Source organism: Nocardia sp. NPDC004582 (assembly GCF_053602115.1).
Genome location: NZ_JBSGCY010000047.1, coordinates 15,999 through 28,923, shown reverse-complemented (window position 1 = coordinate 28,923; position 12,925 = coordinate 15,999). Strand labels below are relative to the sequence as shown.

The window sequence follows — 12,925 nt, the reverse complement described above, 5'->3', positions numbered from 1 at the left end:
TTGCTCCCTGATCGACGCGGTCTCTTCGCGCGACGGTATGCGGCCGGACGCGGCCCGCGCATCAACTATCCCAATGGCCGGAAAGCCGATCCGTTCCAGGAGGTCAGCACGATTTTGCCGCGCACCCGGCCGGACTCGCCCAGCGCGTGCGCCACGGCCGCGTCGGCCAGCGGCAGCACCCGGTCGATCACCGCGCGCAGGCGACCGGCCACCACCAGCTCAGCCACCCGGGCGAGGTCCGCGCCGGACGGGGTGAAGTAGTGCCGGTGGTAGCGGGGATCGTCGAGCGGCTCCTCACCCTGGGCGTCGAGCACCCGGCCGTGCGGGGTGAGCACGCGCAGTGACCGGGCCGCGTAGTCGCCGCCGACCAGGTCGAAGGCCACGTCCACGTCGCGTACGGCGTCCGTGAAATCGCTTGTCGTGTAATCGATCAGCTGGTCCGCGCCCAGGCCGCGCAAGAATTCGTGGTTGGCGGTGCGGGCTGTGCCGATCACGTACGCGCCGCGTGCCTTCGCGATCTGCACCGCCAGATGACCCACACCACCCGCTGCCGCGTGCACCAGAACCCGTTGTCCCGGTGCGACGTCGGCGAGGGCCTGCCAAGCGGTGAGCGCGGCGGTGGGCAACGCGGCGGCGTGAACGCGCTCCAGTTCGGCGGGCTTGCGGGCCAGGAACTCCGCCGGGGTCACCGTGTACTCGGCGTTCGCGCCCGAACGGCTGACCACATTGCCGAAAACCTCGTCCCCCGGCCGGAATTCGGTGACCTCCGCCCCGACCTCGGTGACCACCCCGGACAGGTCCAGGCCCAGGGTGAACGGCGGCGGACCCAGCTTGGTGATCGCGCCCGAACGCAGTTTCCAATCAGCGGCATTGATCGAGGTGGCCGCCACCCGCACCAGCACCTCGCGCGCGCCGGGCCGCGGCCGCTCGACCTCCACCGTCTCCAGAACGCCGGGCCCGCCGAGGGTGCGCTGACTGATCGCTTTCATGAACTCGATCCTGCGCGAGATAGTCTCCATCGGGAAGAAGGCACTCTTGTGATCCCGAGGTACCTCATGGATACCGTCTCCGACTGGGAGCCATCCGGAAATCTGGTCGACAGCTACCTGCGGCGCTGCCCCGCCCGCGACGTGCTCGCGGTGCTCGCCGACAAATGGGTGCTGCTGGTGCTGGGCACGCTGCGCAAGGAAGGCGGCCCGATCCGGTTCAACGAACTGCGCCGCCGCCTCGACGGCATCACCCAGAAGGTGCTCACCCGCACCCTGCGCGATCTGGAACGCGACGGACTGGTCCGGCGGACCGTGTACCCGACCGTGCCGCCCCGGGTCGAGTACGCGCTGACCGAACTCGGCGCGGACCTCGGCCACATCACGCACGCCATGGGGCAGTGGGCGCTGCGGCACGCCGACGAGATCGCCGTCGCCCGAACGGCTTTCGACGAGCGCGCGGCCCGCGCCCCGGAACCGGTCAGCCCGTGAACCCGGGTCCGGTCACACCTTGACCGCCAATACCGTCGCCTGCGGGGTGCGCTCGTCGGGGCGAGCTTCTCGCGACAGCGTGGCCGTGGCCCGGAAACCATTGTCGGCCAAGGCTTCCGCGAAGAAGTCGGGTCGCCACCGGTACGAAGGCGCCACTTTGTGCGCGTAATCCTCGATGCCGGTCGGATGATCGGTGGCCTGGAAGGCGAACAGGGCATGGCCGCCGGGGCGCAATACTCGCGCGCATTCGGTCAACACCGACGGAACCCGCTGCGGCGGAGTGTGAATGATCGAGTACCAGGCCACGATTCCGGCCAGGGACGAGTCCTCGAACCGGAGTCGCTCCATGGCGCCGACCTCGAAGGGGATCTCCGGGAACTGCTCCCGGGCGAGCCGGATCATCTCCGGCGACAGATCGACACCCGACATGTCCAGACCGGCCGCCGCCAGATACGTGGTGATCCGGCCCGGCCCGCAGCCGATATCGGCGACCGGGCCGGCCCCGCTCTCCCGCACCAGTTCCGTGAAGGCATCCAGCATCACCCGATCGAACGGGCAGTCCTCCAAATAACGGCGGAACATGCTGGTATACAGCTCCGCCACCTCGTCGTAGCCGTCGCGGGTGACGCGCATGTCCTCACTGTCCACCATGATTCGACTCTAGGCGTCCGGCGGCTGCGCCCCGATCGCGCCGGTGGAGGGCGCGCGCACCGGCAGGTACTCGCCGTTCAACAGCACCCGCAGCCGGGCCTGCGGCGGCATCAGGGTGCGCAGCGGCAGAATGGCCAGCCGGGCCAGCCGGCGCAGGTCCCGCGGCAGCGCGGGCAGCGGCAGATCGATGTGCCACAGCGGATATCGGTGATCGGGATGCTGCCAGCCGTCGCGCAGCATGAACTTCAGGACGCGCGGCGACAATTCGCGGGCGGTGGCGGTGGCCAACTCCAGGCGCAGCAGGTCCCCGTCCCGGTCGACCCGAGCCCGATGCGGGTCCCCCGCATCCACGGTGAGCTGGCCGGAGTCCGCCAGATCGGCGATCAGCGCGGCCAATTCCGCATAGCACTGCGCCCATTCGCGATCGTGCGCGCGATGCGCGGCCCGCTGCTGCTCGATGATGAGGCGACGGTCGCGTTCACCCGGCCGCACCAGATACAGCTCCACCGTGTCCGCCTCCGGAACCAGGCCCAGGGTGAGGCGATCCGCCGGCCACGCCGGTCCGTGCGCCTGCCCCAGCACCGCGTGCCGGGGCGCCCCGAACTCGGCCCGGAACCCGTCCAGCGCACGCGCCTGGGCGGCGGTGCGCTGGGCCGCGACCTCGGCGGGCAGGCCCTCGTCATAGAGGAACGACTCGATGCTGTCGCTGAGCGTCACGCAGACCGCCTCGAGCCGGTCGCCGTCGAAGCAGAAACGGGCGCGTGGATCGTCCACCCGCAGATCGGTGCCCGCCCAGACCGTGCGCTCCCCGGCATCGGTGTCGTGCACCGGTTTCCAGCCCACCGCGGCGGCGAAACCATCCAGGTCGGCGCGGGTCCAGGTCCAGTCGAAGGCGCGCGCGGCGCGAGCGATCCCGACCCCGGCGGGCACATCCACCCGCAGCGGCCCGGCATCGAATTCGGAGACCGGGTGGCGGCGCAGGAACTCCGCGCGCTGGGTACGGGAGGTCGGATGCGGCGCGATGCCGAGCGCGGACAGGTCCAGATCGGCGCCGCCCTCCACCCAGGCGTCGGCCACCAGCTCGGTCTGCGCGGCCACCCCGACCGCGCGCAGGGTATCGATGGTGCGCAGGGCCAGTCCGCTCATGGCGACAGCGCCCGCGCGCCTGGACAGGCCGCGCGTCCAATTGCCCTCGCGGGGCGGCGTCCAGCCCAGCTCGATCAGCCGCTTCTCCAGTTCAGGGCCGTAATACCAGCCGGGATCGATGAATTCGCTGCGGGCCAGCTCGCCCGCCAGTTGCTCCGGCCCGGCCTCGAACTGCACGAAACGCCCGCCGGGCGCGGTCACCAGCAGCCGCCCGTCGACCGGCAGCGTCTCCAGGAATCCGGCCAGGCTCTCCGCCAACCGGATCCACGGGCCCGCGGCGGCGCGGCGGCGGGCGGCCTCGTGATTGCGCTCCATCCAATACCGTTGTGCGGTCGGGTTCACCAGCAGCAGGTCCACGGTGTCCGCACCGATCGTCAGACCCGCGAACACATTCGGGAAACGCCAGGCCAAGCCCTCGGCGGGACCCGCGGTGGTGGTCTCCGGATCGCCCCAGCGCGTGGTGAACTCCGCCGCGGCGCGGGCCATGGCGGCGGCCAGCAGGTCCCGGCTGCCCGGATCCGCGGGATCCGGGCAGTCGGAGATCGCCACCCGCACATGATCCAGGCCGCGGTCACTGCCCCAGAACATGGCCGAGTCCCACCACACCGGCAGGCCCGTGCGCGAGAACACCGGGCCGGTGCGCAGCGTGCCGACCGGCTGCGGCGCGGTCCAACCGACCAGCCGGGCGAATTCCGCGACATTCCCGGATCCCCAGCGCCAGCCGAACCCCGCTGCCGCACCGACGATCTCGACCGCACCCGCGATATCGATCCGCACCTCGAATCCCACCCCGCGACACTAACCCCGGCCCGGCCGTGCCGGGAAACTTCCCCGCCGCGACTATTATGTAAGCGGCCGGCGCTTCCCACGGGGCGGACAACTCACGGGAAGCCCGGCCACGGTCGTCAATGCCCGGTCGGGAATCGCGAACTTCCCGCGTCCCCGGCCGGAATGATCGGCAGCACCAGCGCCGACGGATGCTCCGGGTCGTGAAAGACGGTTTGCGTCGCCACCTGCGTATTCGCGTTCTCCCCGAACGGATCACCGGTATTCGGATTCGGTGCGAACTGCGGGAAATCGCTGCTCGACACCTCCACCCGGATCTTGTACCCCGCCTGCACCAGATAACTCGTCGGCCAGATATCGATCGAGTACTTGTACGGCTGCCCCGGCACGATCGGCGTCGGATGTTCCAGCGAATCCCGGAATGCCGCCCGAATGATCCCATTGTTGAGGTTCACCGTGGACCCGTCCGGCGCGACCGCCACCAGCTTCGCCGTGAAATCGGTATCCGGCGCGGTCGAGGACGCCCACAACGTCATTCGAACCGGTCCGGTGATCTCGGTATCGCCCGGCATCGGCGCCGTCGTATAGGTGAGCACATCCGACCGCTGCTCCACCACGAACTGATCCACCGGCCCCTGCGGCCCCGACGACGCCCCGCAACACGAATGCCCGCCCGCGCTCGGCACCGGATTCAGCGGGTCGTACTCGTATCGATCCGGCTGCTGCGGATCCTTCGGCGCCTCGGCGGTCAGCGCACCCACCCGCCCCTGCATCGAACTACCGCCCTTCCCGGACAGGTAGTAGGTGGTCCACCGGGTATTCGGCAACGGCCACGCCGACGCCGACTTCCACTTGTTCGCCCCCATCACGAAATAGTCGACCACCGGCTGCCCGGAAACCTTGTTGTCCTCGCCCTTCAGGAAATGATCGAACCAGGCCAGCATCAGCTCATTGATCGGACTGTCGCCCGCCTCGCCGGTCGCGGCCAGCATGGGCGTCGTGATCCCGCTCCCCGCCCGGCCCCAGCCCAGGTGATCCCACGGCCCCAGCACCAACCGCTGCCCGGTCCGCGCCTCCGGCGACCCGCCGCCCGCCACCATCCCCGTGAAGTTCTCCACCCCACCGGCCAGGAACGCGTCGTACCAGCCCTCGAAATTCAATACGGGGACTGTGACATTCGCGTACCGGTCCCGAATGCTCCACTGCTTCCAATAGTCGTCACGAGACGAATGCCGCACCCAGTCGTAGAACCACGGCGCGATCACCGGATCCCCCGGATGCAACGGCGGAAACTGTTGATACGGGCGAAAACCCAGCCACCGCGTGTAGTCCATCCCGTCGGCCGCCAGCTGCTTGGCGGTCCCGGTATCCCCCCGATTCGCGGCCGCGCTCGCCCCGATCGTCTCCATCGCCCACGGTTCCACGAACCCCAACCGGAACGCCCCGCCCTCGTAATTCCACCCGTCGTAGTAATCCGACGCGGTATTGGCCGGAACGATCGTCGCCAGATGCGGCGGCGCGCTGACCGCCGCGAGCCATTGCGTCGCACCGACATACGACGACCCGTACATCCCGACCTTGCCATTCGTCCCCGGCAACCCGGCCGCCCACTCCACCGAGTCATACCCGTCGGTCATGTCGTTCCCGAACTCGGTGAACACCCCGCCCGACTGCCCCTGCCCCCGAATATCCTGCACCACAACGAGATAACAATGCGAAGCGAACCACTCCGGCGTCTGATACCGATACGGCTGAACCTGCGCCGCCGCCTTCCCGTACTGCGTCCGCATCAAGATCACCGGTACCGACCCCGACGTCTTCGGCCGATACACGTCGGCCTTCAGCACGACCCCGTCCCGCATCGTCGCGGGAACATTCTCTTGCTTGTCCACCACACAGGCCCCGCGCCCCCCAGCCGGCGGCCAACTCTCCACCCCGACCTCCCCCGGCCCACCACTGCCGCACCCGGCAGCAACCAGCGCCACCGCGCTGACCACCACTCCCACCCGCGCGATCCGACCAGGCCCTCGCCCATTACGGGTCATTGGTCGACGGTAGCGCTCTTCCCCGCCCCACCGTCCGACAATCGATCATTCCATCGGGGTCATCACCGGGCGTCGCGGTCGGAGAACGCCTCCACCTCGGCGATGAGATACCAGCCGGCGAAACTGGCCAGCACCGCGACAATGATTCCGAGCACCAGGCTTTGAGTAGCCAGGCCGACGACCAGCCCGAGGAACATCCCAATCCGGATCCCATCGGGTGCATTGGTGAATCTCGACACCGTATTCCTCCCCCACAGCGTGTACGCGAGTTGCGTCCGACGACCACGGTACGCCGTACCACGCCGTAGTGAGAAGCATTGCGGTGCAGTCACGTTCGATGGCGCCCGGCGTAGACCGCGACCCCCTGGGCAATGAGGTTCCCGGTGCCGGATACGGATACCGCGAACACGGCTTGCTCTCCTCCATCGGTGACCTGTGTGATCCGGTCCCAGAAGACATCGCTGGTACAGAGCATCGCGAGTTCCGGTGCGTCCAGGATAGCTGCCGCCCGAGCCAGGCGTTCACGGCTGGGTGAGCGTTTCCACATGGCGGCGCCGCAGAATTTGCTGCCCATCGCGGTCTGGAATTCCCGATGCGTCATCGCGCGAGCGGGCAGGAGCGCGCGCACCTTGTCCCAGACCTCTTTGGGGATCGTATCCACGTTCGGGTTGAAGGTCATGGTGCCGAGTTCGGCCAGACACGCTCTCCCCGCGACACCTCGGGCACCATGCGAGTTGATCTCTTCGAGGAACGTGGTCTGGTTTTCACCGCCATCGATGGTGAGGTGCCAGCAGTCTCGATAGCCGGCCTTCGGCACCAGCCTGATACGGCTGTGAACTCCGAGTCGAAGCAGCAGGTTCGCCACGTCGTGAATCAATCGCAGGCTGGTGGAGGCGTAGTAGATCCGCGCTTGCCGCCCGACCTTGTCCCAGCGGATGGATCCATCGGTCGCCCACAGATGACGGAGGAAGATCGCGATCTGTTCTGTCGGCAGCGCGAAAATCCGCGGTGGAACGAACTTCTCGTAACTACGCAGACCGAACAATCCGAGTTCATCGAGCCAGGCCGCGATCGGATTGCGCCTGCCTCTGGCAAGGCGATAGGGGGCAGGCAGGCGAAGCGTGGTTACCTTCGCGGCCGGGTAGTCATCGCGGACGGCGGTGATACCGAAGTGGGTGGCCGCGGCTGCCACCGCGGCGAGATTGTCCTCGTCCACGCTCGCATAGCGGATGGGTTGGTGCTTGACGCAGGAGCCGTCGCCGATCATGTGGGCGAGCAGGACCACCTCGGAATCGGGCATCTCGTTGGTGTGCAACGTGTGCGGAATCCAACGGGGGATGGCAATCCGGTCGTTGGTTGCGAGGTCTCCCAACCGTTTCCAGCCATCGACGGTGAGCATGCGCACCGCCGGAGCTGCTTCGATGGTGTGGCCGGAGGCCAACTGCACGCGCATGGTCTCCGCGCGGCCGCAGGCGGAGATCTCCGAGATCGGCTGGGCGGTATAGCGCATCTGGTCGTCGAGCGACCACACCGCAGGGCGTTCACCGCTGTGTATCAAGGCCTCCAAGGATTCGAACGCCCCGGTGTCAGCACGCGCGATCCGAGAGGTCGCTGTTAGGCCACCCAGTCGGTATTCTTCAATAGTGTTGGTGCACTTACCCATTGCATCATTACGAGCCCGGTTCGACTGCACGCGTGGACTTTAGCTCGAATCCGTGTTCGAAACGCGCGAAACCTGCTAACCTCGTGCCATATCGACAAACCGGCTCAAGTGCAACTGATGCGCAACGGTAATGGTTGCGGTAGGACCGTTTCGATGCTTACCTAGAATCAGATCTGCTTCGCCGCCGCGAGGGTCGTCCCGCTCGAAGGCATCTGGGCGATGCAGCAGGATAACCATGTCCGCATCCTGTTCGAGCGAACCACTTTCGCGAAGGTCACTAACCATCGGCCGCTTATCGGTTCGCTGCTCAGGACCACGGTTGAGCTGCGAAATCGCGATTACCGGAACCTCGAGCTCCTTCGCCATCAGCTTGAGGCTACGGGAGAACTCCGAGACTTCCTGCTGTCGCGATTCGACCTTTTTGCCCGAACTCATCAGCTGTAGGTAGTCCACGACAATGAGGCGCAGATCGTGCCTCTGCTTGAGCCGTCGGGCCTTCGCGCGAATTTCCATCATCGTGAGGTTCGGTGAATCATCCACGAACAGCGGCGCTTCGCTGATCTCGCTCATGCGCCGCGCCAGCTTGGTCCAGTCGTCGTCACTCATACGCCCCGAACGCATATCGCCCAGTTTGATTTTCGCCTCCGCGGATAGGAGGCGCATGACGATTTCGGTGCGGCTCATTTCCAGGGAGAAGATGACGCTGGCCATGCCGTGCTTGATGGAGCAGCTGCGCATGAAATCCATACCCAGCGTGGAATTGTGGGTCGGGATCATCGCGCGGCTCGCGAGGTAGAGGTGATCCGCGTTGTCCACCTCCACACAGCGGACCGGGACCGAAGCGATCGGACGGACATCCACGATGAAACGGGAGCCGGAGCGCGAGGTATTGGTCGCGCCGCGCCGCTGCTTGTGCAGCAGTTCTTTTCGGCTCAGCCCGAACACCTCGTCCTCGGTCGCGAAGGTCAGGGTGTAGGCGGTCGAACTCGCTTCGGTGCGGCCTCGGACTCGTTTGGTGGACAGCTGGCAGCGGTAGCCGAGGCTCACAATCAGCTCCTCGGTATCCCGGGCAAGCTGCTCGTTGGTCACTGCGAATTGGACCGAGCCACCCTTGGTGACCGTTCCGTCGGTGTCGAGCAGGCCGGCGAGCAGAGCGCGTCGTTGCGTCTCGGAGGCACGCAGGTAGTCGACCGGAATGTGCTTGTCGTTGAGCACCCCGATGGTGCGCAGACGTGCTTGTACGCTGCCGACGGAATTGCGGCAGGACTGGCACAGGCGAAGTCCGATGGACGGGCTGCCGCACTGGGGGCAGGTCGGGCTGGGCGCCGGGCCGGAGACGAAACGGGCTTTGCCGCCGCAAGATCGGCCGCAGGTGCGGACCTCGCTGGTGAATGGAATGAACTCCGCGCCGCAGACGATGCAGTCGCGCGGCTCGATCGGTGCGTTCTCGGGTAACCGCAGGCTGTAGCGCAGCGGTGCGGAATCCGAGTGCGCCGCAACGATGCCCTCGTTCTCGATCCGATGCACGATCTCGGGGTCGGCCGTGGTCAGCTGCGCGCACGCCGAACTGCCGTCACCGAGCCAAGCGCCCAATGTGTATGGGGGCACGAGCAGCTCGCGCTCGGGCAATCGCAATGCCTCGGTGTTGACCACGGAGTGGTTGATCCGTCGATCGGCGGTCGCGCAACGCACGGTGGCCGCGATTTCGGCGGTGGTTCGTACCTCCGGGAAAGTCTTCTGATTCCGATACCGGTTGTGGCCGGTCGCGGCCTGCTGCGCCGAACGGCGCGAGGATCGGGTCTCGGTGAGCCATTGATGCTGCTCGTCCGCGACTATGACTGTGCCGTCGGAGAATTCGACCTCGTAGCAGGGGCGGTCCACCATCACCTCGGTGGCGCCGACCACGCGGGTGGGTCGGCCCTGCGCATCCAGCAACTCGTCTCCGACCTCGACCTCACCCATGGTGGTCCAGCCGTCCGGTGTGGGCAGCGGGGTGTCGAGCGCGAGAGCCTTGCCCACGCCCGGTCGGGCCGCGACGATGACCATCTGGCCGGGGTGCAGGCCGTTGGTGATCTCGTCGAGTTCGGTGAAGCCGGTGGGGACGCCGAGGGAGATGCCGCCGCGGGAGGCGATGGAGTCGAGTTCGTCCATCGTGGGCTGGAGGATGTCGGTGAGGGGGGCGAAGTCCTCGCTGGAGCGGCGTTCGGTGACGTCGTAGAGCTCGGCCTGGGCGCGGTCGACGACCTCGGCCACGTCCTGGCCGTCGGCGCCGGCGTAGCCGTATTGGACGATGCGGGTGCCGGCTTCGACGAGGCGGCGCAAAACCGACTTCTCGGCCACGATCTCGGCGTAGTAGCCGGCGTTGGCGGCGGTGGGGACGGTCTGGGTCAGGGTGACGAGATACGGTGCGCCGCCGATGCGTTTGAGTTCGCCCTTGCGGTCGAGGGTGGCGGCGACGGTGACCGGGTCGGCGGGTTCGCCGCGGCCGTAGAGGTCGAGAATGGCGTCGTAGACGGCCTGGTGCGCGGGGCGGTAGAAGTCGCCGGGGCGAATGACTTCGACGACGTCGGCGATGGCGTCCTTGGACAGCAGCATGCCGCCGAGAACGGACTGTTCCGCCGCCATGTCATGGGGCGGCTGGCGGCCGAAATCCTCGCCGGGGGCGTCGGGATAGTCGGAGGGCCCGTGATCGTCGTGGCCGCGATCGTCGATGACTGCCATGGGCTCGACCGTCCTCTCTGCTCGCGCCGCAACGGCGTGCAGAACCGTTGTACGCCAGCGCACCGACATGTTGGGACCGCCACGCTCGAGCCGTGGTCACGACCTCGAAGGCGAACCTAGGCGACCGGGCGGTGACCCGCCAAACCGAACTGTGTACACACTTGTGGATAACGTGGGTATTGTTCACCACCTGTTGTGCACCCCCTGTGGAAAACTTGGGGACAACAGGCGATGTCGCTGCTCAAAGCGCTGGTAGTGGCGGAATTCTCATTGTTCGCAACTGTGGATCAATTTCGTGCGGCGTGTCGCTGGACGACAACGGCCGGGCGTGTTGGGTAAACGAACGGTCACGCGTCTGTGACCGGGCACACAACGAAAACGGTTGGTTTGCTGGGCAATCCACAACCGATCCGAAATCTGGCGACTCCTGAGCAAACAAAAGAAATCGGAGGCCGCCCCCACGGGTGAGGCGGCCTCCGATCAACCGAATTACTCGGCGGCGGTGACCTGCAGGTCGACCTTGGCGATCACATCCGGGTGCAGATGCACCACGACACCGTGCTTGCCGGTGCTCTTGATGTGGGCCTTCGGCAGCTCGATGCTGCGCTTGTCGACGACCGGGCCGCCGGCGGTCTTGATCGCCGAGGCGACGTCGGCCGCGGTGACCGAACCGAAGAGCTTGCCGGTGCCGGCGGTCTTGACCGCGAGCGACACACCGGTCAGGCCCTCGATGGCCTGCTTCAGCTCGTTGGCGTGGTCCAGGTCGCGCACGCGACGGGCATCCTGTGCCCGGCGAATGCCCTCGACCTGCTTCTCCGCGCCACGGGTGGCGACAATCGCCAGGCCGCGCGGGAGCAGGAAGTTACGGCCGTAGCCGTCCTTGACTTCCACGGTGTCGCCGGGCGCACCGAGGTTGTCGACATCAGCGGTGAGGATGAGCTTCATAGCTGTGTCTTCCTTTCTCAGCGAGCGGTGGACACGTAAGGCAGCAGAGCGACCTCACGCGAGTTCTTCACGGCGACAGCGATATCGCGCTGGTGCTGGACGCAGTTGCCCGTCACCCGGCGCGCGCGGATCTTGCCACGGTCGGACACGTACTTGCGCAGCAGCGCGGTGTCCTTGTAGTCGATCTTCGCGCCGGCCGTGTTGTTCTTCTTGCCGGCCTTGTCTTCCTTGCAGAAGGTGCAAGCCTTCTTCTTCAGCACCTTTTCGCGTGCCGGTGCTTTGGCCATGGTCTTTCAACTCCGTAATTTTGGGAACCCTGCCGAAGCGGATTCCGGGGAAAGCCGTTCTGGCCGAGCCAGTTTGGTTACTGCCTAGAACGGCGGTTCGTCGTCCATGGGCCCGCCCCCGAAGGAGCCGGCCGCGGGGGCGCTGCCCCACGGGTCGTCGCCGGCGCTCTGGCCGCCACGACCCCCACCACTGCCACCACCGGAGAAGCCGCCGCCGCCTTGCTGGCCGCCGCCGCCCTGTCCGCCACCGCCGAAGCCGCCGCCACCACCGCCACGGGTGGTCTTGTTGACTTTCGCGGTCGCGTACCGCAGGGAGGGACCCACCTCGTCGACCTCGAGTTCGACGACCGTGCGCTTCTCACCCTCACGGGTTTCGTAGGAGCGCTGCTTGAGTCGTCCGCTCACGATCACTCGCGAGCCACGGGTCAGGCTCTCGGCAACGTTCTCCGCAGCTTCACGCCAGATGTTGCAGCGCAAGAAAAGCGCTTCGCCGTCTTTCCATTCATTGGTATTACGGTCGAACACACGGGGAGTCGACGCGACGGTGAAGTTCGCGACGGCCGCTCCCGCGGGCGTGAATCGAAGCTCGGGGTCAGCCGTCAAATTGCCGATGACGGTGATGACCGTGTCGCCCTGGGCCATGGTTCCTCCTGCTTTCCGGTGCAGTCCGCAATGCGCTCGCGTTCACCGGTCAGCCTAGAGATAGGCACCGACGGTTACGAGCGACGTCGCGGGAGGACTGGTCTTACTTCTTGTCGAGGCGCAGCACCTTGGTGCGCAGCACCGACTCGTTCAGGCCCAGCTGGCGATCGAGTTCGCTGACGGTCTCGGACTTGGCGGTCAGGGTGACGACCGCGTAGATGCCCTCGGCCTGCTTGGCGATCTCGTAGGCGAGACGACGGCGACCCCAGATGTCGACGTTGTCGACCTTGCCGCCCTCGGACCCGACAACACCCAACATGTTGTTCAGGTTCGGGCCGACGGTGCGCTCATCCATCGCTGGATCGAGAATAACCATCACTTCATAATGACGCACGGACCTCATCACCTCCTGTGGACTGTGAACGGCCCACGGACTGTCCGTGGGCAGGAGGGTTCGTTGCGTCAGCAACCCGACAAGGCTACATGAGCGGCCGCGACGAACGGAAAAGGGGTCCGGACCGCGTTCACGACGCCGGAGCCTGGGTAGATAACCAAGGCATG

12 protein-coding genes are annotated in these 12,925 nt (G+C 66.7%); 1 reads left to right on the top strand and 11 read right to left on the bottom strand.

Features of this window, described 5'->3' with window-relative positions; genetic code table 11:
• Window positions 1–65 precede the first annotated feature (65 nt).
• A complete protein-coding gene (locus ACWELJ_RS15775; protein ID WP_452366852.1) occupies window positions 66–989 on the bottom strand; it encodes an NADP-dependent oxidoreductase in 924 nt (307 codons plus the stop codon).
• A 66-nt stretch (window positions 990–1,055) separates the two neighbouring features.
• Here ACWELJ_RS15775 and ACWELJ_RS15770 point away from each other — a divergent pair, with 66 nt between their 5' ends.
• The gene (locus tag ACWELJ_RS15770) at window positions 1,056–1,478 is read left to right on the top strand and encodes a winged helix-turn-helix transcriptional regulator (RefSeq protein WP_452366851.1); all 423 of its coding nucleotides are present in this window, start codon (window positions 1,056–1,058) and stop codon (window positions 1,476–1,478) included.
• Window positions 1,479–1,490: 12 nt separating this feature from the next.
• On the opposite strand, the gene ACWELJ_RS15765 is transcribed toward ACWELJ_RS15770, so the two are convergent.
• From ACWELJ_RS15765 to rpsF, 10 genes are all read right to left on the bottom strand, one after another.
• Window positions 1,491–2,129, bottom strand: a complete 639-nt coding sequence (locus ACWELJ_RS15765; protein WP_452366850.1) for a class I SAM-dependent methyltransferase — start codon at window positions 2,127–2,129, stop codon at window positions 1,491–1,493.
• A 9-nt stretch (window positions 2,130–2,138) separates the two neighbouring features.
• Window positions 2,139–4,064: a DUF6301 family protein gene (locus ACWELJ_RS15760; RefSeq protein ID WP_452366849.1), complete on the bottom strand. Its 1,926-nt coding sequence runs from the start codon at window positions 4,062–4,064 to the stop codon at window positions 2,139–2,141.
• A 116-nt stretch (window positions 4,065–4,180) separates the two neighbouring features.
• A complete protein-coding gene (locus tag ACWELJ_RS15755) occupies window positions 4,181–6,061 on the bottom strand; it encodes a CocE/NonD family hydrolase (RefSeq protein ID WP_452366866.1) in 1,881 nt (626 codons plus the stop codon).
• Between the two features lie 107 nt (window positions 6,062–6,168).
• Entirely contained in the window at window positions 6,169–6,303 is a 135-nt protein-coding gene (locus tag ACWELJ_RS15750; RefSeq protein ID WP_452366848.1) for a hypothetical protein, read from the bottom strand.
• A gap of 131 nt (window positions 6,304–6,434) precedes the next feature.
• Window positions 6,435–7,799 (bottom strand): LAGLIDADG family homing endonuclease, encoded by a 1,365-nt coding sequence (locus ACWELJ_RS15745; RefSeq protein WP_452366847.1) that lies wholly within the window; start codon window positions 7,797–7,799, stop codon window positions 6,435–6,437.
• Between the two features lie 45 nt (window positions 7,800–7,844).
• Complete coding sequence (dnaB, locus tag ACWELJ_RS15740) at window positions 7,845–10,490, bottom strand: replicative DNA helicase (RefSeq protein WP_452366865.1); 2,646 nt, start codon at window positions 10,488–10,490, stop codon at window positions 7,845–7,847.
• Window positions 10,491–10,979: 489 nt separating this feature from the next.
• The gene (rplI, locus tag ACWELJ_RS15735; RefSeq protein ID WP_379276715.1) at window positions 10,980–11,435 is read right to left on the bottom strand and encodes a 50S ribosomal protein L9; all 456 of its coding nucleotides are present in this window, start codon (window positions 11,433–11,435) and stop codon (window positions 10,980–10,982) included.
• Between the two features lie 17 nt (window positions 11,436–11,452).
• Entirely contained in the window at window positions 11,453–11,722 is a 270-nt protein-coding gene (gene rpsR / locus ACWELJ_RS15730; protein ID WP_040814320.1) for a 30S ribosomal protein S18, read from the bottom strand.
• 84 nt (window positions 11,723–11,806) lie between these two features.
• Window positions 11,807–12,364: a single-stranded DNA-binding protein gene (locus tag ACWELJ_RS15725; RefSeq protein ID WP_120739211.1), complete on the bottom strand. Its 558-nt coding sequence runs from the start codon at window positions 12,362–12,364 to the stop codon at window positions 11,807–11,809.
• Between the two features lie 103 nt (window positions 12,365–12,467).
• Window positions 12,468–12,758 carry a 30S ribosomal protein S6 gene (rpsF, locus tag ACWELJ_RS15720; RefSeq protein WP_357274669.1) on the bottom strand — a complete coding sequence of 97 codons (291 nt, stop codon included), beginning with the start codon at window positions 12,756–12,758 and terminating at the stop codon, window positions 12,468–12,470.
• Window positions 12,759–12,925: the final 167 nt, after the last annotated feature.